The following is a 21,939-nucleotide window of genomic DNA, read 5'->3' on the forward strand; positions in this document are numbered from 1 at the left end:
AGGGTTTGAAAATAGTGCGACAATATACAGGATTTCAAATCGATTTACCCGAAAAAAAACAAGATAAAGCGATGGTTTTTTATTCGTGCTGCAATATTGTCTTGTAAAATTGTCGATCTACGCTGTTAAAGCTATGTAGTTTTACCACTGCTTACTAATGTGTAAGCCAACAGTACTAAGGCCCGCAGTAGGCGTGATCTGAAAACCGTAATAGGGTTTACTAAAATAATAACTGGCAGCAATACCAATTAATGCACCAGCGACAACATCGCCAGTATCATGATGATCATTTTTTACTCGGGTATAACCAACGTAGGTAGCTAGAGCATAAGCGGGCGCACCATACTGCCAACCGTACCGGCGTTGTAAAAAGGCCGCACCTTGAAAGGCCATGGCACTGTGACCGGATGGAAAGGCATCGTTATCTGAGCCATCCGGGCGATTTTTATGAATAGTACTTTTTAAGGCATAGGTCGCGGCAATAGTGCTGGCAAAACTATAATAGAATTGCGTTGTACCCTCGTCATCGCCTAGATATTGGCTCATGCCCCAGGCTGCTGCTGGTATGGCAATACGCAGTACATCAGCAGCTTTATCTTCGCTATTAGCCTGCGCGTTTTGCAACGGCATAAGGCTTAGTAGTGCGCTAATGGCCCAGTAATAAATGCGCGGTTTCATGCTTACTCCGTAAATTTTTGCTTAGATAGCGATAATATTTAAAGCCCAAGTTGTTACAACGCGCATTATTAAAACTCAATATACTGCGGCCAACCCAGTAAAGGATTGGTTAAGCCTTGTTTACCTTCCAATGCGTCAAGCCGTTCTGGCGTGGCGTCGGTTAAGGCTAATGCTTGATAGTCTTTCGCAAAGGATAAAGTACGCAACAGCGCGGGAATAAAGTGCTGGCCTAAATCTTGGCGGATAGCCTCGGCGTTAGCCGCTGGCAATTGCGCTAAGGTTGCTTCGGTTTGCAGTTCAATAAAGGTCGGGTTAAACCAATGCTCTTGCAGTGTAATAGTGCGTAGCCGTTGTTTTAAATCTTGGCGTACTTTATCGCTGCCAGTTAGAGCGCGATATAACACCACTTCGGCCAGTACTTCTTCCAAACTAAAATGATCAAACTCATCAAAGTGCGTGCGTACGTAAAACTGTTGTTGTAATAGCTGCATTGACTGGCTGCGGCGATGCTCGGTTAAGGCGGTTTGATAGTGTGCCCAACCGTGCCAATCTTCTGCATCTGGTGGGCTAGATATATTTTGCACTAACTGTTCTTCTACATCACCGTACAGCGAGTTTTTACCCGTTTTTTTACTTACCGTTGCCAGCATACTCCAGCCTTTTTGAAACGGCTTTACAATACCTTCTGGTGCGAGCAATAGCCCAAGTGCGCGTTCGGTATCGTTATCGCTTAGCTCTTGTAGCCCCAAGCTTACTATGCCGATGATGTCGCAGGCCGCTTGCTCTAGTAAATGCATTTTATATTTATTATAAAATTTATCGGCAAATTTAAGGCTCATTAACACCGCTTTGCTTTTCAGCTGAGTTAGCTGTGCGCTGCTTAAGGTTTCTGCGGCCTGAGCTTTGCTGATCACCTGGGTTAAAAACGGGCCAAAACTGCCATCACGTAGTATTAACTGCATGAAATATACCCTTAATCGAGGAAGCTAAACATGTCGTCTACTTCGCTGTACTCGTTATCAACGGCTTGGTTTTTCTCTTTGGCTTGCATTACTAGCTCAGCAGCAAATTTATTAATAATACCTTCCCAGCCTGAGTTTTCATTACGAATAAGTGCTTTTATTGCCTGCTCTACGTCAGGGGTTAACTGGCGAATTAATGCCAGTAAACTGCGTGGATCATCCATGCTCAGGTTATGCACATCTTCTACTTGTTGCCGTTCGGTGTAGGCTTCAGCTTCTTCTAGATGCTCTTCATCTTCGTGTAGCTTGTCTTCCCAGTAGTTTTCATACTCCAACACTTCGCCACGGTATAGCTCAATAAAGGGAATGCTTAAATAAAATAAACCGGCCGGATCTTCGGCAATACAGTCTAAAATAGCCGCTTGTTTTTCTTCAGTTTCTTGGGTACGAATGAGGTAGGTTAAAAAATCAAAGGTGTGCTGTTTTAAATCTTCAGCATTATTTTTAATTTTCTCTTCCCAATACAGCGGTTGCTGACAGACGATATCGCGAATACGCTCTGGGCTCATTAGCTCGGAAATAATCGATGGGAACGAAATGTCATGTTCGCTGTTAATCTGGGTTAGCGTAACAATATCAATGCCTTCAATAACCTCTACCAGCTGCGCATCGCTCATCGTATTGGCAATGATTTCAAATCGTTTGCTGGCTTGCTTCGGTTCAATAACGGCTAATTCTTTAATTTCTGCGACAGCGATTTCAATTAAGTTGGTGCTCATTAAACTTACTCTCCCTTAAAGCGTATATCGTCGTATTGGTCGTTATAACCGTCTTCTTCGTCTTCATCGTCGTCGTTCGTGTAATCGTCGTTGTCGTAGTTATGCTCGGCATCAGCGTCATCATCATCGTCGTGCTCTGGCTCTGCAGCACTGCTACGACTAGTCGGTTTCACCTTGTCATTTTCTAATAAAAACAATACCGCGCACGCTTCAATTAATGCCGCTTCTGAGTATGAGCGAACTGCTTTTACGAGCTCTAAATCAGGGTTGCTAAAGGCGACTGAGGTTTTAAACTCATCCCAGCTTGGCACGCTAGCTTTACTGATCCATTGTTGCCATTGAGTTGTGTTAGCCGCTGAAAACTTAACTCGGCCATACAGTGCAATCGGTAAATATTCTGGTAATGACTCCAGTAGTTTTGGCTCGGCCAATAAAATGGTTTTTATCTTTGCCGTAAATTGTTCTAACGCATTTGGCGTTTCAGGATCCATGTACGAATGGATGTTTTCTAGTGCATCAGTTTGCAACGCATGCACGCGTGTCATATTCAATTTTGTCGTCATAGTAGTCTCACGAAAATCGGCTTACGAATAGTATTGATCCCACAACTCCTGCATGGCAGAGGCCGGATCGTTAACGATGACATTGTTAAAATCTTTAATAAATGCCGCTTTTTGCTTTGCATCTGATAACACATTATAGGCAGCGGTTATGCGTTGCAGCTGCTCGTTGGCGTGTTCTTTTTCATCGTCGCTAGCACTATGTAGTTTATCTGGATGGTATTTGTTAGCTAAGCGACGATAGGCTTTTTTAATATCGTCATCGCTGGCATTGGTTTTTACGCCAAGAACGCGAAAGTGGTTAATCATAAGTTATCCTGAAACACGAAGACCTAAATAACAAGACCGGAAACACCAAGAAAAAGCGTGTTTGCCTGCTGTGCTAATGGGTAAATAGCAAACAGCAGGCAATAATAACAGATCGCGTGCGCCAGTTCACCTGATGCCGTAATTGTGCTTACTTTAGATTATGAATAAACCAAATTGGGTCAACGCTGACACGAAATAATAACGGTGCAAATTTATTAAAGTTGTTGGCGTTAGCTGGGCATTGAATATTGTCGGGGTAATGCTTTTTCCAGGCATCATTTACCAGATACAAGCTATCTTTATATACCGCAACGCCTTCTACTGCGGTTTGTACCATTTTTTCGTAAGCGGGGCAGTTACTGTTACTGCCCGTGGGCGCGTAGTAGCTCATTTGCATGACAAAAGGTGGTTGTTGTTGGCTAATGTCGATGATCCATAATTGGTCGTCATTTCGTGCTACGGCAACTAAATAACCCGGATGGTTTGCTTTGGGGCTGGGTAAGTAATCCAGATCGTTAATCGGGTGGTCTTTATCGTCTGGCACCGGCAGGACAAAGGCACTATCTTGCACTTTTACATAATCATCGTGCAGCCAAAACTCTGTGTTATAAGGTGTTTTGAATATCATTGGTGCATTAGCGGCATTTTGCTCTAAGGCTAAATACAGATTACCACTGTTATCAAAGGCTAAACCTTCAATGCCATCGTTAGGCGCATTGCCTACCAATGCCGCTTTAGGAAACTGCACTGGCCGCACTGCGGTAATTTGCGCTTGTGTTAAGGCTTTATCGGTTTCAATTTTCACTAATAGCGTAGGGTAGTCGGTTGAGTTGGTTTCACCATAACGTGCTTTACATTCTGGGCTTAGGCTCACAAAGCGCGAGTCTTCGGTAACGGTAATTAGTACGGTATCGTCGTGGCGATCCCAAGTTAATGCTTCAAAATCGGGATATTGGCGAAACAGCTCACCAAAGCAGCCGTTTAGTACTTGGTCTGATACTGTAATGGCAATTGGCGGCGCATTAAGCTGTGCGGTTTGTGGGTTAACTTTCAGTAATTTATTGCGCATCGCTTCAATCGCGCTATTGTCACCTAAATGAATAATTTCGTTATGGCGCCAGGTAAATCCTGAACTTTGCGGATCAGTTAAGGTTTCACCTTGTAAATCGGTAAGCCAGATACCGGCGGCGTTACCGAGTTTTACTTCATTGGCGGCGCTGGGCAGTGCAGTGCAAGCTAAGCCCATTAAGGCAACAGTGGTGACAAAAATAGAGCGCTGTATAAACATATAAATACCAAGATAACGATTAGTGTTTTAACTAGTGTGCCAGCGAAATGTGACAAACAAAACTCTTAGGGTAGATTTAACGCTCTGCCACCATCTAATTCAATTATTTTCCCGGTCAGATACCGGCTTTGTAGTAAATAGAGCACAGTGTTGCTTAGTTCGCTGGCGCCTGGCTCTATTTGCAGTAATGACTTGTTCAACGCCTTGGCTTTATAGGCATCATCATCGTGCTGGTTAAACATCAGTAGCGCCGGAGCGATGGCATTTACCTTTACCTTGGGCGCTAACGCACGAGCAAAACTTAAGGTTAAGTTAGTCAGTGCTGCTTTAGATGCCGCATAGGCCATATGTTTTGCGCTACCCACGCTGGCAACAAAATCGGTTAGATGAATAATATCACCCGCGAGGGCACTTTTGGCCAGCAGTGGTGCCAGTGCGCGATTAAGAATATAGGGTGCTTTTGCATGTACGGCGTGCATAGCATCAAATATTGCGCTATCGGCGGCAATATCCAAATCGGGATTGTTTTGGCTTGACGCATCGGCATGCCAGTCAGAGGCATTATGGATCAGTGCACGTAGTTCGTTAGTCTGGGTAAAAATATGTCTAATAAAATCTGCCAGCGCAACACTATTGGTAACATCAAGCTGAAAGCATTCAATGCCGGCTTGGCGTAGTCGAGACAGCCCTGGTTTTTCACTGCGATAAGTGGCGATAACGCGATAACCAGCTTGGTTAAGCGTTAAAGCACAGTGCAAACCGAGGCGCTGTGCGGCGCCGGTAATAATAATGACATTAGACATTCAGAGTTCCTGTGAACCAAAGGTAAAGTGCAGTATGATGTAACCGATACGTTACATCGCCGCTTTGGTTTAGTTTTTTGCTTTGTGCTGGCAATTAATCCAATCAGCAACTAAAACTGTATCTGTTACACCCACAATAATAACAACATCCTACGCAAAACAGTAAACACATCAATGAGGAGTCATTATGACGACCAGCAGAAGACGTTTTTTAAAGTTATCAGCCGGAGGTTTAGTTGGCCTAAGTGTTGGCGGTATTAGTTTAAAGGCATTTGCTAATGAACATGTCGACCCAGAAAGCCCGCAGGCAAAGGCATTACAATATGTGCATAAATCAGAAAAAGACGGTGCCATTTGCAGCAACTGTGCGTTAGTTCAAGGTGCTGATGGCGAAGAGTGGCGTCCGTGTGCCATTTTCCCCGGTAAACTGGTAAATAAAGACGGCTGGTGTGCCGCCTATGCAAAAAAGCCAGCGTAACTGAGTAAGATTTATTAGTAATATCAGCGAACTGGCTGAGAGCAAGTCAGTTCTCGTTTAACTAGTAAGCATGATACTTAGCGGGCTTAATATGTTGGCTTTCATCAAGCTAATTGCAGGCAAAGCCGATGCAAAATAGCAGCTGTTGCACCCCAAATAAATTTATCTTGATACGGCATTGCATGCAGCTGTTGCACTTTACCCCGCAGCGGTAGGTTAAATTGATGTCGGTTTTCTTGTTGTAAAAAATGCGTTAGTGGCACTTCAAAAATACCGGCTACTTCAGCCGGTTGCAGTAACCAGCGTTGTTGCGGCGCTAATAAACCCACCCAAGGCACGATATTAAAACCGGTGCTAGTCGGTTGCAGCGGCAAGCGGCCAAGTAAAGTAACCGCATTAGGCGTTAAACCGATTTCTTCTTCAGCCTCACGCAGTGCCGCCTCAGCGCTTTGCTCACCCGGCTCAATACGGCCGCCGGGAAAGCTAATTTGCCCAGGATGATGGCGCAAGTGCAGCGCGCGCTGAGTAAACAATACTTGCAGCCTGTCGCCATAATCAATTACTGGCACCAATACTGCAGCTTGGTGTTGATCGCTGCTAGGTACCGCATCACCGGCAGCAGTAGGGTGTAACAAAAACCGTTGGCGAAACTCACTAGCAAGCATAGGTTTTATTCTGTGTTTGCTAAAACCGGCAAAATTTTATTTACCTTATCTAGCGTCTCTTGATATTCGCTGTCTACTTCTGAGTCGGCCACTATACCGCCGCCAGCTTGACAATATATGTTGCCATCACAGCAAATTAGGGTGCGAATAGCAATGTTAGTATCCATGTTGCCAGCGCTATTAATATAGCCAATAGCACCGCAATATACCGAGCGACGCTGCGGCTCAAGTTGCTCGATAATTTCCATGGCGCGCACTTTAGGCGCACCAGTAATAGAGCCACCAGGAAAGGCACCACGCAACAAATCACTCGCGCTATATTCTGCCGCTAAAGTGCCGGTAACGGTGCTGACTAAATGATGTACTGCCGGAAAACTTTCTATGGCAAATAAACTGGGCACCTCAACACTGCCTGATACACAGACTTTGCCTAAATCGTTACGCAGTAAATCAACAATCATCACGTTTTCAGCGCGATCTTTCGCCGAGTGCCTAAGGTTGTCGGCTTCTACTGCATCGGTCATGGGGCAAAAGCCGCGAGGCCGAGTGCCTTTTATCGGTTTAGTTTCTACCTTGCTCTCGTGTAGCTGCAAAAAACGTTCAGGCGAGATGCTTAATACCGCGCCCTCAGGTAAGCGAATAAACGCTGAAAACGGCGCGGCATTTTTATCACGTAGTTGTAAATACGCCTGCCATGCATCACCTTGATAACGGGCACTAAAGCGCTGAGTTAGGTTAATTTGATAACAGTCGCCACTAAGCAAATATTGCTGCACCTTATTAAAGCGTGCGCTATAGCCGGCTTTATCCATATTGGCTTGCCAAGGGCTAGTTAAGGTAAACGAGGTAGGCGGCAGGGTGTGTTGTAAACGCTGAACCAGTTTTTGCCAACCCGGTTCGGCTTGGCCTTGATAGTCGACATACCATAAGCATTGCTGCTGTTTATCTAAAATAAGCGCCCACTGATAAAAACCGATCGCCATATCGGGCAGGGTAATATCTTGCTCGGCTATACTGGGTAGCTGTTCAACATAGCGGCCTAAGTCGTAGCCAAAGTAGCCCAATGCGCCGCCGACAAACGGCAGTGAGCTGCTTGGTTTATCTGGGAAATAGCGTTTTAGTGCACCATCCAATACAGTAAAAGGGTCGTGTTGGTATTCGTGCACGCCTTGGCTATCGCGTAAAATGCACACACCTTGCTTAGCTTCTAAGGTGGCAATAGGTTCGGCCACTAAAATATCATAGCGGCTATTGATATGCGCCTGCGCCGCTGAGTCAAGCAGCATGGCCCAAGGCTGCCCAGCGAAATAACTGAACAGGTTTAGTAGGTTTTCTGGTGTATCACCAAAAGTTTCAGACGGAATAAGGTACTGCTGCATGAATGGGGCTAGCCGCTGTTTCTGATGCGCGCTATCATAACAGCACCGACACTAATAGTTAAATAAGGCGCTGTTAGAAGCGTTTGAGGACAAGTAAACATGACGGTTATTCGCCAGCAAGATTTTATCGACAGCATTGAAGATGCGCTGCAGTATATTTCGTATTATCACCCGCTAGACTTTATTCAAGCCTTAGAAGTTGCTTATCACAAAGAACAAAACCCAGCGGCAAAAGATGCTATTGCACAAATTCTCATTAACTCACGCATGTCGGCTGAAGGCCATCGGCCAATTTGTCAGGATACCGGCATTGTTACCTGCTTTGTTAAAATAGGTATGGATGTTAAGTGGGATAAAACTAATTTAACCGTGCAAGAAATGGTAAACGAAGGCACCCGTCGTGCGTATTTAAACCCAGATAACCCGTTACGTGCGTCTATTGTTGCCGACCCTGCTGGCGCGCGTAAAAACACCAAAGATAATACCCCTGCGGTAGTGCATATAGATTTAGTAGCCGGTAATCAGGTAGAAGTAATGATTGCCGCTAAAGGCGGTGGTTCAGAAAATAAAACTAAAATGGCAATGTTAAATCCGTCAGACTCTATCGTTGACTGGGTATTAGAAACCTTACCTAAAATGGGTGCCGGTTGGTGTCCGCCAGGTATGTTAGGTATAGGCATTGGCGGTACGGCAGAAAAAGCCGCAGTATTGGCTAAAGAATCATTAATGGAGCCGGTGAATATTCAGCAACTTATTGATAAAGGCGCAGAAACCGCCGAAGAAAAACTGCGTTTAGAGCTATACGAAAAAGTGAATAAACTGGGTATCGGTGCCCAAGGTTTAGGGGGTTTAACTACCGTGGTGGATGTGAAAATTAATAGCGTACCCACCCATGCCGCTAGCTTACCCGTGGTTATGATCCCAAACTGTGCCGCAACTCGGCATCTACACTTTCATTTAGACGGCAGTGGCCCGGCCGAAATTACGCCACCAAAATTAGAAGACTGGCCGCAAGTTACTTGGGAGCTAGGCAGTAATGTACGCCGGGTTAATTTAGATACCTTAACACCTGCCGAGGTGCAAACCTGGCAAGCCGGTGAAACGGTATTATTAAGCGGCAAAATGCTAACTGGGCGCGATGCGGCACATAAACGCATTGCCGATATGTTAGGTCGTGGCGAAGCCTTACCGGATGGCGTAGATTTTAAAAACCGGTTTATTTATTACGTTGGCCCAGTAGATGCTGTAGGTGATGAAGTGGTTGGCCCAGCAGGCCCAACTACGGCAACGCGAATGGATAAATTTACCGATATGATGCTCGGCCAAGCCGGCTTATTAGGCATGATTGGTAAATCAGAACGTGGCGATAAAACCGTTGCCAGCATTAAACAGCACAAAGCCGTGTACTTAATGGCAGTGGGTGGTGCGGCTTACTTAGTGTCTAAAGCGATTAAAAAATCACGTGTTGTTGCTTTTGCCGATCTCGGTATGGAAGCCATTTACGAATTTGATGTGCAGGATATGCCGGTAACCGTTGCAGTTGATTCAAATGGTAATAACGTGCACCAGCAGGGGCCGGCTATTTGGAAGGTGAATATTCAGCAAATGGACCAAGCATAACGCTTGCTCTTAAAAGGCTGTAGCAATGCTACGGCCTTATTTTTTCAGCCTATAACAACAAAAAATAGGGATACGCATGAAGAAGACGTTAATAACATTATCGCTACTGCCAGCATTGTCGCTATTAGCGGCAGGTGCAGTGAGCGCCAATGCGCCGCTAAGTGTCGAACATTTAAATCAGCTTAATAAGTTACACGACGTGGTGTTATCACCTGATGGTAGGTTTTTAGCTTATGGCCAAACTAATGGCGGTTTTAGCCCAGCAGATACGTCATCTGATCTGTATTTAATGGATTTATCAAACCTTAACAAGGTTACACGCTTAACGCAGAACGCCAGTCGTGAAAGCCAGTTGCAGTGGGCAGCAGATGGCCAAAGTATTTACTTTATTGCCAATCGCACAGGCTTAAGCCAAGTATGGCAATTACCGTTATATGGTGGTGAAGCATTACAAGTAACCGATTTACCGGTGCCGGTAGAAGGGTTTAAAGTTTCAGCTGATGCTAAGCAGTTGGCTTTGGCACTGTCGGTTAAACCGGGTTGTCAAACTTTGCAATGTACACTTGATGCTAAAGCTGCTGAGGCAAATAAAAAAGACAGTGCCATGGCGTACGACCAACTGATGGTAAGGCACTGGGATAGCTGGTTAACGCCATATCGTAGCCAGTTACACGTTGCAGCCTTAGGTAAGGGCGTAGTTAAAGATGCGACTAACCTGATGAGCGAGTGGAATACCGACATTGCCGGCATCAGTGAAGTTGCTTTTACTCCCGACAATAGCCGCTTAGTGTTTAGTGCAAAAATTCCGGCAGCGGATCAAGCTTGGCATACCAACTTTGATATTTTTATGGTGTCGATAAACGGTGGTGAAAAGCAAAACCTGACCTCGTCTAATCCGGCATGGGATGCCCAGCCGTCGTTTTCAGCGGATGGCCGTTTTATGGCCTATAAAGCCATGAGCAAACCGGCATCAGAGGCAGACAAATTTAGCCTGATGTTACTCGATATGGTAACTGGGCAACGTAAAGAGCTGGCACCAGAATTCGACAGCTCAATTGGTGAATACCAATTTGGTGCCGACAACCGTACCGTTTACGTTACTACGCAAGACGTTGGTCAATATAGTATTTACGCTATTAACACTAGCTTTGGTGATGTGCGTAAAGTGTACGGTGATGGCACTGCTGGCGCGTTAAATATTGCTAGCGATAAAATTGTATTTACCAATCATAAACTCGACATGCCCGCTGAAATATTTCAGCTTAATGTTGATGGTACAGGTTTAAGCCAGTTAACCGATATTAATGCCCAGTGGCGTAAACAGGTGAAGTTTGGCGACTATGAGCAATTTAGCTTTAAAGGCGCCAATGACGATACCGTTTATGGCTACTTGGTAAAGCCGTGGAATTTTGACGCTAAGAAAAAATACCCCATGGCATTTTTAGTGCACGGTGGGCCACAGGGTAGCTTTGGCAATATGTTTAATGAGCGCTGGAACGCGCAAATGTATGCCGCCAAAGGCTACGCGGTAGTGATGATAGACTTTCATGGTTCTACCGGTTACGGCCAAGCTTTTACCGACTCGATTAGCCGTGACTGGGGTGTTAAACCGCTTGAAGATTTAAAGAAAGGCTTTAACTATATTGTGCAAGCACAGCCGTGGATTGATGGTGACCGTGCTTGTGCGCTTGGCGCATCTTACGGTGGCTACATGATGAACTGGATTGCCGGTAACTGGCCAACCGGTTTTAAATGTTTAGTTAACCATGCGGGTTTATACGATATGCCAAGCTTTTACGGTAGTACCGAAGAGCTGTGGTTTCCAGAATATGATTTAGGCGGCCCAGTATGGCAAGAGGGCTCTGATTATCAGAAGTTTAACCCAGCTGCATTAGCCGATAAATGGCAAACACCTATGCTGGTGTTGCACGGTTTAAAAGACTATCGCGTGCCGTATGCGCAAGGTTTAGGGGCATTTACTAACTTACAGCGTAAAGGCATTGATTCACGCTTGGTTATTTTTCCCGATGAAAACCATTGGATCTTAAATAAAGATAACCGTGTACGTTGGTATAACGAAGTGTTTCAGTGGTTAGATAAATACACTAAAGCTAATTAAATTAAACCTAATTAAGCTAAACCAAAGAAAAGGACAGCGTCGCTGATGAATATGCCAGAGGTAGTTATTGTTGGTAGTGCGCGCACTGCTATTGGTAGCTTTGCTGGCAGTTTGTCAGCACTCAGCCCGGCAGAGCTTGGCACTGCAGCCGCAATAGCGGCTATTGAGCGGGCCAATATTACGCCAAGCGATATCGACCATGCTGTATTTGGCCATATTATTACTACCTCGGCAGCCGATGCATATTTGGCGCGGCATATTGCGCTTAATAGCGGTATGCTAACAACATCAGTGGCGTTTAACGTAAACCGATTGTGCGGCTCTGCAGTGCAATCGGTTATTTCTGCGGCACAATTAATTCAGCTAGGCCAAAGTAACATTGCGCTAGCCGGTGGTGCAGAAAGTATGAGTAATGGTGCTTATATTCTGCCTAAACTGCGCCAAGGTTTACGCATGGGCCATGGCAATATAACTGATTTAACTTTAGGCATTTTAACTGATCCTTTTGCTAGTGGTCATATGGGCCTTACTGCAGAAACTATCGCTAAACACTATGGTTTTAGTCGCGCTGATTTAGATGCTTATGCCGCGCAAAGCCACTATCGAGCTGCCTATGCGCAGCAGCAAGGTTATTTTGCTGAGCAAATTGTACCGGTATCAATAGCTGATCCGCGCAATAAGCAGAATACGCTGGTATTTGCGCATGATGAACATATTAGACCTGATACCACGATACAAAGCTTAGCGAAATTAAAACCCGCATTTAAACAAGATGGTGTCGTTAGCGCAGGTAATGCCTCAGGATTAAATGATGCTGGCGCCGCCATAGTATTAACCAGCCGTGCTGAAGCTAATAAACGCGGGTTAACCGCACAAGCCCGTATTGCCGGTTATAGCTTTGCCGGTGTTGAGCCCGGTGTAATGGGGCTTGGACCAATACCTGCGGTGCAAAAACTATTAAAGCAAACGGGATTAGCGCTGGCTGATATTGCGCTAATTGAATCAAATGAAGCTTTTGCTGCTCAGGCAATGGCGGTTACACAAAGCTTGGGCTTAGACCTTGCTAAGGTTAACCCCAACGGCGGCGCGATAGCTATGGGACATCCAGTAGGTGCTACGGGGTCAATTTTAATTATTAAGTTATTAGCTGAGCTGCAGCGTATTAATGGCCGTTTTGGTGTAGTAACTATGTGTATTGGTGGCGGCCAAGGTATCGCTCTGTTGCTTGAGGCGCTTTAAGTCATTTCGCTGGCTATTTGCAGTAATGCCGTGGCAAGTTGTTTAGGCTCTTGTGCGCCAGAGATTAAATACTGATTATTAATAATAAAGGCTGGTACTGATGAAATACCCGCTTGCTTATATTTTGCAATATCGTCATTTACCTCATCGATATAATCGTTGCTGGCTAATATACGCGCCGCTTTGGTTTTATCTAACCCCGCTTGCTCGGCACATTCTGCTAATACCTGATGATCGGCCACATTTTTTGCCTCACCAAAATAAGCGTTAAATAACGCCAGTTTCATCTCGTCGGCTTTTTGCTGGCTTGCGGCCCATTTTACTAAACGATGGCCATCAAAGGTATTACAGGTATAACGCTGTTGTAGCTTAGTAAAGTTAAGCCCTAAATCAGCAGCAATTTTCATCATTTGTGCCTGATTTTCGGCCATTTCTTGCTCGCTACGGCCATATTTTCTGCTAAGAGCCGGTAATATTGGTTCTTGCGGCGCGTTTTTATCAGGGTTTAACTCAAAAGCATGCCATTCTAGCTCAACCGGAATTTGCGGTAGTGTGCTTAATGCTTGTTGTAGCCTTGCATAACCTATTGCACACCATGGGCAGGCAATATCCGACACTAAATCTATTTTTATGGTTTGCATTTACGTCATCCTGTAACTGAAGTGTAAATAACTATAACGAATAGCATAGGTGTTTTATAACGCTGACTCAATAGTTTTACTTATCAGCATATCCCACGGTTCAGTGTAATTGTCCCAATCAGCTAACGCATGCATCGCCGATAGGGTAAAAATAGCAATTGGGTTATAGTTAGTAGTATTATTTTGCCTCTGCGCTTTATTTTTTAAGGAGTTACCCATGAACATGATTAAAACTCGCGCCGCTGTGGCTTGGGGCCCGGGCCAGCCATTGTCTATTGAAGAAGTAGATTTAATGCCACCACAAAAAGGTGAAGTGTTAGTAAAAATTATCGCTACAGGTGTTTGTCATACTGATGCTTTTACCTTATCAGGCGATGATCCTGAAGGTATTTTCCCGGCTATTTTAGGCCATGAAGGTGGCGGCATTGTTGAAGCCATAGGCGAGGGCGTTACCTCGGTTGCGGTGGGCGACCACGTTATTCCGTTATATACGCCAGAATGTGGCAAGTGTAAGTTTTGTTTATCGGGCAAAACCAATTTATGCCAAGCTATTCGTGCGACTCAAGGCAAAGGCTTAATGCCTGATGGTACAACCCGCTTTTCGAAAAACGGCAAACCTATTTATCACTACATGGGCACCTCAACATTCTCAGAATACACGGTACTACCGGAGATATCTTTAGCCAAAATTAATAAAGCTGCACCACTAGAAAAGGTGTGTTTATTAGGTTGCGGCGTTACCACCGGTATGGGCGCGGTCATTAATACCGCTAAAGTACAGCCGGGTGATACGGTTGCCGTATTTGGTTTAGGTGGTATAGGTTTATCTGCGATTATTGGTGCAGTAATGGCCAAAGCCGGACGTATTATTGCTATTGATATTAACGAAGATAAATTTGAAATAGCCAAGCAACTTGGCGCAACGGACGTTATTAACCCGAAAAAGTACGATAAACCTATTCAAGACGTTATTGTTGAGATGACCGACGGTGGTGTCGATTTTTCTTTTGAATGTATTGGTAACGTTAACGTGATGCGCTCAGCCCTAGAGTGCTGCCATAAAGGGTGGGGTGAGTCGATTATTATTGGTGTTGCCGGTGCAGGCCAAGAAATTTCTACTCGTCCGTTTCAGCTAGTAACAGGTCGGGTTTGGCGTGGTACTGCTTTTGGTGGCGTAAAAGGCCGCAGCGAATTACCAGAATACGTTGAGCGTTATTTAAATGGTGAGTTCGAGCTAGATACCTTTATTACTCATACCATGGGGCTTGAAGATATTAATAAAGCCTTTGATTTAATGCATGAAGGTAAATCAATACGTACGGTGATTCATTTTTAACTTGAAATTGTAACAGTACGATAGGGGTAGGTTGGGATCCCGTTAGCGCAGCCACAGAGTGTCTGAGCCCTGCCGTAGGCATTAGGGCGAGTTGCTGTGGTGAGCATAGCGGGAATCGCAACCGACAATATTGAGACTTACGTGATGGATAGCCAATGACAAATTCGACATTAATTAAACTAAGCGAACAACTTACCTTTGGTGGTAAACAAATCCGCTTTAAGCACAGCTCGAAAACCTTAAATTGTGAAATGCAGTTTTCGGTGTTTTTACCAGAGCAAGCGCAAACAGAGAAAGTGCCGGCGCTGTATTGGTTATCGGGTTTAACCTGCACTGATGAAAACTTTTCCAGTAAAGCCGGGGCGCAGCGTGTTGCTGCCCAATTAGGTATCGCATTAATCATGCCCGATACTAGCCCGCGCGGTGACGGCGTAGCCGATGACGAAAACGCTGCCTACGATTTTGGTTTAGGTGCGGGTTTTTATGTTAATGCCACAGCCGAACCTTATGCTAAGCACTATCAAATGTATGATTATATTGTAACCGAGCTACCCCAGTTACTCGAGGCGCAATTACCACTATCAAACAAGCGGGCTATTAGCGGTCATTCTATGGGCGGCCATGGTGCCTTAGTTATTGGTTTACGTAATCCAGAACGCTATAGCAGCATTTCTGCGTTTTCACCCATTTGCAACCCGATTAATTGCGCTTGGGGTATTAAGGCTTTTACCGGCTATTTAGGCGACAATAAGCAACAATGGCAGCAATATGATGCCTCTTTGCTATTAGCCGCTACTGAAAAACCCTTACCAATTTTGGTTGATCAGGGCACAGCAGATACTTTTTGGCCGGATCAGTTAAACACTGATAGCTTAATCACTGCGGCCAAACAACATAATACTGATATAGAAATACGTTATCAGCAGGGCTATGATCATAGCTACTATTTTATTGCCAGCTTTATTGAACAACATTTACGCTTTCATGCCAAATACTTAACCTAAACCGATGCGTTGGCGTTACCTGCCAGCGCTTGCTAATTGGATGATGCAATGAATTACGATACCAACAATATTTTTGCCAAAATTTTACGCGGTGAAATACCTAGTTTTAAAGTGTATGAAGATGCATATACCCTGGCATTTATGGATATTATGCCGCAGGCCGATGGCCATACCTTGGTTATTCCCAAATTTGCCGCTGAAACCTTATTAGATATTCCTGCTGATATGCTGGCGCATACAATGACGACGGTACAAAAAGTGATGTCGGCATTAAAGTCAACTTTAGGCGTAGAAGGCGTAGTGCTAATGCAACTCAATGGCAGTGCTGCAGGGCAAACAGTGCCGCATTTGCATTTTCATTTAATACCCGAGCACTTATCGAAATTAAAGGGCCATGGCTCGGCAATGGGCGATATGGACAAAATTAAAGCGTTAGCGGTAAAAATTAGTGCCGCATTATAGATAATTATTTGGGCAGCTCTTTATGCGATTTATTTCGATACTCTTTTCGTTAGCATTATTACTAAGCTGTAGCACAACGCCGCCACCAGAGGTGGCGCTGCGTTTAAGTATTATTCATATTAATGACACCCACTCGCATTTTGACCCTAGCCCAGCCACCGTTACCGATGTCGATAATCAGGCGCTGTACACTTATATTGGCGGCCATCCACGCATACTTACGCAAGCGAATAAATTACGCCAACAAGCTGCAAAGCAGGGCACGCCAACCCTGTTTTTACATGGCGGCGATGCGTTTAAAGGTAGCGCGTATTTTGAGTTATTTGAGCAAGAAATTAATATCGATATGCTCAATCGATTTGGGCTTGATGCCATGGCAATGGGCAACCATGAATTCGACATAGGCCTAACCAAGCTTGCTGATTTTATTGCTAAAGTTAACTTTCCGCTGTTAGCCGCAAATATTGATAGCCAAGCGGAACCCTTGTTAAGTAACGCCGTTAATTTACTTCCCTATCAGTTATTTATCTTGCAGCATAATCAGCTTAAGCCAGTGGCGAATATTAACCCCGCAAATACCGAGCAGGTAGTAGCGGTATTGGGCTTAGCGCTAGAGGATATGCGAGCCATAGCAACTAATACTGGCAAGCTGGTATTTAACAATGAAATTATCACCGCACAGCGCACGGTTGATGCACTAAACCAAATGGGCGTTACGCATATTATTGCCCTAACGCATTTGGGAAATCAGCGCGATTTAGCGTTAGCGGCTGCCGTTAATGGCATTGACGCTATCGTTGGCGGGCATTCGCATAGTTTACTAGGCGATTTTAGCCATTGGCATTTAGGCACGCAGCGCGCCTATGCGCAGCTAATTACTAATGCCGACGGTAACGGCCAAACCTGTGTGGTACAAGCCGGTGAATTTGCCCAAGCAATAGGGCAGGTAAACCTTGAATTTAACCGCGCTGGTGAGCTACTAAGCTGCGCCGGTAATAATACAATATTAGCCAGTAATGACTATTATCTTGCACCAAAGCGCGATGCAAACAGTAAAATAGCTGCAGATCAACAAGCCGAAACTGAGCGCTATATTGCGGCTTTACCCCGCACTGCAATAGTTAAAGAAGACGCAACCCTGCGCAACGTCTTAAATACGCAGTACTTACCTGCGGTGCAGCAAGCTTATGGCACAGCAATTAGCTATACCGATAAACTCATTCAGCATGTGCGCTTACCCGGTTCCGACGGTAGCAACCAGCATGGCTCTGAACTGGCGGGTTATATTGCTGACGGCATTACCTTTTGGCTAAACCAACCTCAGCTACAAGCGAAAACTGGCCGGCAGGTTGATTTCGCGCTAATTGGCGCAGGTAATATTCGCGCACCATTACAGGCAGGTACTGTGTATGAAGGGCATATTCGCCTAGAAGTACTGCCGTTTGATACGCCTTTATCCGTTATGAGTATTAGTGGCACGGATATTAACGCGCTATTAACCGACATTATTAGTGCCAGCTTAGCGCCAGGCGCGCACACCGGAAAATATCCCTATAGCGGTAATTTGCGTTATATCGCCAAGCAAACCGCAGCAGGCCAAGCTAGCTTAACCCAGCTACAAGTATGGCGAGATGGCAAGTGGCAAGACATACAGCCTGATACTACATACACCATGGCTACCACCAGTTACTTAGCCGATGGTAACGATGGCTGGCAACATTTACAGCAAATACAACAGCAACATAGCGACCGGCTAGATATTATTTTACAACAGCAGCAACCCAGTGTATTTGCTGTAATACGGGTTAATGCCACACAAGATAGCAGCGGCAGCACATCATATAAAGCGCAATACAAAACGGTAGAAGACTTGCCGTGCAAAGCTGAGGGCACTGATTGCAAAGCCGCTGCCAAAGCCTTTATTGATTACTTAACCGCCAAGCCAGAGCTTTGGCAAAAACCGAGGCAAGCGACAGTGACACTAGAGCAATAAAGCGGCATTGCCACACTGGCCAAACTTAACAATTACACCGCTGTGCGAAGTTAAAAACTTAACCTGCCAACAGTGATACTGCGCGCTGGCCTGAACCTGTTGTTAGGCCTGTTGGCCAAGGCACCACCATTGAACAGTTGTCTCGTCATCCGGTTGTGTAACATCGTGGCCATGTTCGATAAGGCTTTGTGGTAGCAGCAACCCTAGTTTTTCAGATATACGCTCTGGTGCGAGTGAATTCTGCTCCCCAAGAAAACCTTTGTAGTAATCCTGGCTGTAGAAAATGGTTACTTCGCTCCGGTGTAACCAAGGCCATGTAAGCAAGCAGGCTACCCGATAATAGCCTTTTGGATTGTCAGGAGCTGCGTCAGCTAAATATTTCGCCGCTCTCAAAAGTTGCATAACGCAAAATGCTTGGATTTCAATGGTTGTTTGGTTGCCTTCCACAAGTGCTGAGTGGATTGGAATTTTCCAATTGAAATACTTTTCTTTTGATGTCGATTGAGGGCGTGATAATCCTTCAAAGCGTGAAGCCCATTTCTCCAGAGACCGGAGGCGACGAGGTATACCTCTTAATTTTTTATTGCTAACAGCGATCTGCCTCATAAAGGCCTAACGCCTCAATCAGCCGGCGCGTCAGCGGTCGGCTGCATTGAATTGTTAGGTAACTCTACACCCTCGCCAATCAATATGGGCAATATATGATTTCTACTTAGACGATGGTGCGTTGCATTTTTATATTTACTATCGTGTGCATTTAGCAAGAGAACGATCAAGAGATCTCGATTCGGAACAAACTGAATCAGAGCGGTGTAACCATAGTCAGTGCTGCCCCCCATCTGAATGATCGGTTCACCATTGATTTCGACCTGAGCTAAACTACCTAACAACCACCGTTCATTTGCTTCAGTAAAAACTGGATTTGACGACCCAGCGGAGAATATTGTCCCATTTTTAAGTGCAGCAGACCAAATAGCTAAATCATCAATTGACGTAACCATGCCCCCAGCACCAACTAGCGCCCAAGTTAACCCTTTTTCAAAAGTGGTACTGCCTTGATCATCGCCGCCGTATCCACGAGCCATGTTGTGGACTGAAATTCGTTGATCTTGATAGAAACCGGTGTTATTCAAATTTAACGGAACAAGTAAGTTGTCGTGAACGTAATCTTGAAATGACTGACCGCTCACTTTCTCGACAATAGCCGCCAACAGGGTATAACCTGCATTAGAATACGCAATTTTCTCGTCCGGCTTCGCAATTAACGGCATAGCTAAGATTCTGCTTTCAGCCTGAGCTTTATCCATTAATTCAAAGTCAGAATCATTATGAAAGTTATCCAAACCACTTGAATGCCCCAAGAGCTGCATAATTGTTATCAGCTTTACTTCATCGGGTGCCGTTGGATAAAAATCTCCAATCGTGTCGGAAAGTTGCAACCTTTCATTTTGGGCAAGTTGTAGCACTGCGGCTGCCGTAAACGTTTTCGCAATTGACCCCATATCAGAGATAGCGGCGACACTATTTTTTTCGGAGCCTTCTCTGTCTGCACAACCATAAGTACTTTTAAATAAAACAGTATTACCCTCAGCAACCAGCACCAACCCGTCAAAAGTACCCGCCATGTGTTCTCGCTGAAGTTCACCCGCCAAATTAGTGATAATCTCGTTGTCCAACTGAATGATTGAAGACACATTACGGCAGTCAGGCACGCCACTACAGCCTGAAAGAAATAGGACAAATAAAAAAATAGCTATCCGATACATAATATTCCTAAGTTACCTAACGCCGTTCATAACCGGCGACTCCGAAGGAGGCGTCCGGCGCGCGCCTTTTGCGCGCAAAGTTTATGACTTTGTTAGGCAAAATTACTGCTGCGTACGGTTGCAGGCAAAAATTACTAAATCGTCCTTACTTGAACCTGACACTAGCTCGGCCCACTGAACATTGTCGTACATCTTGATATTGGATTGTCGGTCTTCTCCATAACCCAAGTCTTGGTAACGTCGATTACTACAATCAATACGTGTCACCGAATATCCGTGGCTAGAAGAGCTAATACGACTGTGTACGGTCCGCACATACTCCCCATCAGGTTCGCTTGTGATCAAGTAATAGCTGGCCTGTTCTGACATGCTCCTTGGGATTAACTCACCCTCTACTACGGGAGTGGCTTGCGACTGCGAGGGTGCGGCCGAGGATGAACCATCGGAACACGCAGGTAGTAATGTGCTTGCAGTGATCAAAGCCAATATTTTCAACGATTTCATGGAGCCTCCTAGTGAATGCCTAACGCCCAAATTTAGCGCGGAAAGCCGCGCAGCGGGTTGACGTCGCAGCCAGCGCTTTTTGCTGGCGATAAGATTTTTTTGTTATGTTCACTTGCTATTTTAAATGCACCCATGCAAAAAGCTTTAAAAAAATACAATTAGTTAATCCAGCAAAAGCCTATCCTGAAAAGGTTTGGCTGACTAACTTTGAAAAATTCTCTTTCTGGTAATCTTCCATTGATGCGTAAAATGCAACACACCCAAGCACTAAAACCAAAGCAGTGTATGCAGCTGTTTTTCTTAAATTTTTACTCATGTGTAACTCCGTAATTATGATTTGAGGTGAATATAACGCCCGGCTTTGGGGCGGACTTGTAGCCGCGCAACGGCGGAAAGGCCGTCCCAGCCACGAAGGGGCGACAACAGCCGTTTGTTATGTGATTTGAAGGTAAGACTAGACACCGGCTAGAACCATATCTTTGATCTTCACCGCTTTCTCGAAGTGATCCAATTTGTGAGTTTCTATCCACCACCGAGCCGCTTCCATGAGAACCTCTGGCTGATCGTTTTTATTCTTGAAGAACGCGTAAAACGACAGCCCGACCGTCGTGCCCTTTTTGTTGATTTTTAAATCACATACTTCGACAATTTTTTCTCTAAGTTCTTTCCGCAAAGCAGTATTCCTTCATTGGGCTGATCACATAACGCCCCGCGCATGCGCGCGAACTCGTGAGCGTCGCAGGGGCTGAAGGCCCCGAATGACGCGGATTGTTATGTTGTAATGAACTCTGAACGGAGCAAGCCGAAACATTTGAGATCATGATACTTATTCTTCCAATATCCACACTCACGCCGAAGCCCTTCTTCTTTAAATCCAAGCTGACGAAGCAATGATTCAGAGGCACGATTACCTGGAACTGTATCTGCTTGAACTCGATGCAATTCACCACACGGAAGCTTTCCTGCAAATCCAGCACTAATAATGGCGCGAACAGCTTCTGAGGAATAACCTTGTCGCCAAAATTCAGGAAGCAGGTCATAACCGATGACGGCATTATGCATTTTGCTGCTCCACGAGTTAAAGCCGCAGGTGCCGATCAATCGACCAGATGACTTTAACCGGATTGCCCACCTGATACCTTGCTGCTCCTCATATCTTGATTTAAAAAGGCTAATCAAATTGGCTGCTTGGCTATGTTCGCGAAACACATCTAAATCGTAGTATTCGACCACAGATGGATTGGAAAACAATTTGAACAGATCAGCTTCATCATCAACACGAAGTTCCGTAAGTAATAGCCGATCAGTTTCTAGTGATGGAAATACCATCTAAATTCCTTTTTCAACATAACGC

At 45.1% G+C, this 21,939-nt stretch carries 25 protein-coding genes; 8 read left to right on the top strand and 17 right to left on the bottom strand.

The window, feature by feature from the left end; all coding sequences use genetic code 11:
* Positions 1-141: 141 nt before the first annotated feature.
* The 7 genes from MN199_RS04995 to folM all read right to left on the bottom strand — a co-directional run bounded on the left by MN199_RS04995 (position 142) and on the right by folM (position 5,379).
* Positions 142-678, bottom strand: coding sequence for a phosphatase PAP2 family protein (locus MN199_RS04995; RefSeq protein ID WP_132582967.1), 537 nt, complete (start codon positions 676-678; stop codon positions 142-144).
* A gap of 68 nt (positions 679-746) precedes the next feature.
* The gene (gene atcC / locus MN199_RS05000; RefSeq protein WP_335738614.1) at positions 747-1,640 is read right to left on the bottom strand and encodes a cold adaptation protein AtcC; all 894 of its coding nucleotides are present in this window, start codon (positions 1,638-1,640) and stop codon (positions 747-749) included.
* A gap of 11 nt (positions 1,641-1,651) precedes the next feature.
* On the bottom strand, positions 1,652-2,419 hold the full coding sequence (atcB, locus tag MN199_RS05005; protein WP_132582971.1) for a cold adaptation protein AtcB: 768 nt from the start codon (positions 2,417-2,419) through the stop codon (positions 1,652-1,654).
* Positions 2,420-2,424: 5 nt separating this feature from the next.
* Positions 2,425-2,982, bottom strand: a complete 558-nt coding sequence (gene atcA, locus MN199_RS05010; protein ID WP_132582973.1) for a cold adaptation protein AtcA — start codon at positions 2,980-2,982, stop codon at positions 2,425-2,427.
* Between the two features lie 21 nt (positions 2,983-3,003).
* Entirely contained in the window at positions 3,004-3,288 is a 285-nt protein-coding gene (gene atcJ / locus MN199_RS05015; RefSeq protein WP_132582975.1) for a cold adaptation protein ActJcold adaptation protein ActJ, read from the bottom strand.
* Positions 3,289-3,436: 148 nt separating this feature from the next.
* Entirely contained in the window at positions 3,437-4,576 is a 1,140-nt protein-coding gene (locus MN199_RS05020; protein ID WP_335738615.1) for a hypothetical protein, read from the bottom strand.
* Between the two features lie 65 nt (positions 4,577-4,641).
* Complete coding sequence (gene folM, locus MN199_RS05025) at positions 4,642-5,379, bottom strand: dihydromonapterin reductase (RefSeq protein ID WP_335738616.1); 738 nt, start codon at positions 5,377-5,379, stop codon at positions 4,642-4,644.
* Between the two features lie 187 nt (positions 5,380-5,566).
* Here folM and MN199_RS05030 point away from each other — a divergent pair, with 187 nt between their 5' ends.
* Positions 5,567-5,857: a high-potential iron-sulfur protein gene (locus MN199_RS05030; protein WP_335738617.1), complete on the top strand. Its 291-nt coding sequence runs from the start codon at positions 5,567-5,569 to the stop codon at positions 5,855-5,857.
* Positions 5,858-5,961: 104 nt separating this feature from the next.
* Here MN199_RS05030 and MN199_RS05035 read toward each other — a convergent pair whose 3' ends face one another.
* Positions 5,962-6,522, bottom strand: a complete 561-nt coding sequence (locus tag MN199_RS05035; RefSeq protein WP_335738618.1) for a CoA pyrophosphatase — start codon at positions 6,520-6,522, stop codon at positions 5,962-5,964.
* Between the two features lie 5 nt (positions 6,523-6,527).
* Complete coding sequence (gene pabB / locus MN199_RS05040) at positions 6,528-7,901, bottom strand: aminodeoxychorismate synthase component I (RefSeq protein ID WP_335738619.1); 1,374 nt, start codon at positions 7,899-7,901, stop codon at positions 6,528-6,530.
* A gap of 99 nt (positions 7,902-8,000) precedes the next feature.
* Between pabB and MN199_RS05045 the strand changes: the two genes are divergently transcribed.
* From MN199_RS05045 to MN199_RS05055, 3 genes are all read left to right on the top strand, one after another.
* Entirely contained in the window at positions 8,001-9,521 is a 1,521-nt protein-coding gene (locus MN199_RS05045) for a fumarate hydratase (protein WP_132582987.1), read from the top strand.
* A gap of 76 nt (positions 9,522-9,597) precedes the next feature.
* Positions 9,598-11,640, top strand: coding sequence for a S9 family peptidase (locus MN199_RS05050; protein WP_335738620.1), 2,043 nt, complete (start codon positions 9,598-9,600; stop codon positions 11,638-11,640).
* Positions 11,641-11,685: 45 nt separating this feature from the next.
* Positions 11,686-12,879, top strand: coding sequence for an acetyl-CoA C-acyltransferase (locus MN199_RS05055; RefSeq protein WP_335738621.1), 1,194 nt, complete (start codon positions 11,686-11,688; stop codon positions 12,877-12,879).
* On the opposite strand, the gene MN199_RS05060 is transcribed toward MN199_RS05055, so the two are convergent.
* Positions 12,876-13,520 (bottom strand): DsbA family oxidoreductase, encoded by a 645-nt coding sequence (locus MN199_RS05060; protein ID WP_132582993.1) that lies wholly within the window; start codon positions 13,518-13,520, stop codon positions 12,876-12,878. The genes MN199_RS05055 and MN199_RS05060 overlap by 4 nt on opposite strands.
* Before the next feature lie 54 nt (positions 13,521-13,574).
* On the bottom strand, positions 13,575-13,745 hold the full coding sequence (locus MN199_RS05065; protein ID WP_335738622.1) for a hypothetical protein: 171 nt from the start codon (positions 13,743-13,745) through the stop codon (positions 13,575-13,577).
* A 1-nt stretch (position 13,746) separates the two neighbouring features.
* On the opposite strand from MN199_RS05065, the gene MN199_RS05070 reads away from it, so the two are divergent.
* The 4 genes from MN199_RS05070 to MN199_RS05085 all read left to right on the top strand — a co-directional run bounded on the left by MN199_RS05070 (position 13,747) and on the right by MN199_RS05085 (position 18,315).
* On the top strand, positions 13,747-14,856 hold the full coding sequence (locus tag MN199_RS05070) for an S-(hydroxymethyl)glutathione dehydrogenase/class III alcohol dehydrogenase (RefSeq protein WP_472511580.1): 1,110 nt from the start codon (positions 13,747-13,749) through the stop codon (positions 14,854-14,856).
* 155 nt (positions 14,857-15,011) lie between these two features.
* The gene (gene fghA / locus MN199_RS05075) at positions 15,012-15,860 is read left to right on the top strand and encodes an S-formylglutathione hydrolase (protein ID WP_132582997.1); all 849 of its coding nucleotides are present in this window, start codon (positions 15,012-15,014) and stop codon (positions 15,858-15,860) included.
* 48 nt (positions 15,861-15,908) lie between these two features.
* Positions 15,909-16,322, top strand: coding sequence for an HIT family protein (locus MN199_RS05080; RefSeq protein WP_132582999.1), 414 nt, complete (start codon positions 15,909-15,911; stop codon positions 16,320-16,322).
* A 22-nt stretch (positions 16,323-16,344) separates the two neighbouring features.
* Positions 16,345-18,315, top strand: coding sequence for a bifunctional metallophosphatase/5'-nucleotidase (locus MN199_RS05085; protein ID WP_335738623.1), 1,971 nt, complete (start codon positions 16,345-16,347; stop codon positions 18,313-18,315).
* A gap of 102 nt (positions 18,316-18,417) precedes the next feature.
* Here MN199_RS05085 and MN199_RS05090 read toward each other — a convergent pair whose 3' ends face one another.
* The 6 genes from MN199_RS05090 to MN199_RS05115 all read right to left on the bottom strand — a co-directional run bounded on the left by MN199_RS05090 (position 18,418) and on the right by MN199_RS05115 (position 21,914).
* Complete coding sequence (locus tag MN199_RS05090) at positions 18,418-18,921, bottom strand: DUF3916 domain-containing protein (RefSeq protein ID WP_335738624.1); 504 nt, start codon at positions 18,919-18,921, stop codon at positions 18,418-18,420.
* Between the two features lie 14 nt (positions 18,922-18,935).
* Positions 18,936-20,081, bottom strand: coding sequence for a serine hydrolase domain-containing protein (locus tag MN199_RS05095; RefSeq protein ID WP_335738625.1), 1,146 nt, complete (start codon positions 20,079-20,081; stop codon positions 18,936-18,938).
* A 102-nt stretch (positions 20,082-20,183) separates the two neighbouring features.
* Entirely contained in the window at positions 20,184-20,348 is a 165-nt protein-coding gene (locus MN199_RS05100) for a hypothetical protein (RefSeq protein WP_335738626.1), read from the bottom strand.
* 415 nt (positions 20,349-20,763) lie between these two features.
* Positions 20,764-20,901 carry a hypothetical protein gene (locus MN199_RS05105; RefSeq protein ID WP_019676112.1) on the bottom strand — a complete coding sequence of 46 codons (138 nt, stop codon included), beginning with the start codon at positions 20,899-20,901 and terminating at the stop codon, positions 20,764-20,766.
* 138 nt (positions 20,902-21,039) lie between these two features.
* A complete protein-coding gene (locus tag MN199_RS05110; protein ID WP_335738627.1) occupies positions 21,040-21,258 on the bottom strand; it encodes a DUF6500 family protein in 219 nt (72 codons plus the stop codon).
* A gap of 98 nt (positions 21,259-21,356) precedes the next feature.
* A complete protein-coding gene (locus MN199_RS05115) occupies positions 21,357-21,914 on the bottom strand; it encodes a GNAT family N-acetyltransferase (protein WP_335738628.1) in 558 nt (185 codons plus the stop codon).
* Between the last annotated feature and the right edge of the window lie 25 nt (positions 21,915-21,939).

This window comes from Rheinheimera metallidurans (assembly GCF_036983985.1).
Lineage (GTDB): Bacteria > Pseudomonadota > Gammaproteobacteria > Enterobacterales > Alteromonadaceae > Alishewanella > Alishewanella metallidurans.